Origin of the sequence: Priestia sp. SIMBA_032 (assembly GCF_046535215.1) — a bacterium.
Taxonomy (GTDB): domain Bacteria; phylum Bacillota; class Bacilli; order Bacillales; family Bacillaceae_H; genus Priestia; species Priestia aryabhattai.
Genome location: NZ_JAWRXD010000967.1, coordinates 1 through 260, shown reverse-complemented (window position 1 = coordinate 260; position 260 = coordinate 1). Strand labels below are relative to the sequence as shown.

Here is a 260-nt window from a genome sequence, read left to right as displayed (position 1 = left end):
GACGACCCCAGCTCTCCCTCACTCGAGAGCCTGTGCCGGCCAAGGTGGCAGACCCCACCTACGACCGCCAAGCCCGTATTTTTGGCGATCGCGGGCAGGCGATCCTCGCCAGCTCCAAGGTTGCTGTTGTGGGGCTCGGCGGCATCGGCTCCCTCATCGGGGAATACCTCGCCCGACTCGGTGTGGGCGAACTCCTTTACATCGACCCGGATCGGCTCGATCCGACCAACCTACCCCGCGTTGTCGGCGCGCGTCGCTCA

The 260-nt window shown here is 66.2% G+C and carries 1 protein-coding gene; it reads left to right on the top strand.

Annotated features, from left to right (window positions below; translation table 11 throughout):
* Window positions 1–32: 32 nt before the first annotated feature.
* Window positions 33–260 (top strand): ThiF family adenylyltransferase (locus SB717_RS37225; RefSeq protein WP_410908134.1); only part of this gene is annotated, 228 nt, incomplete at its 3' end.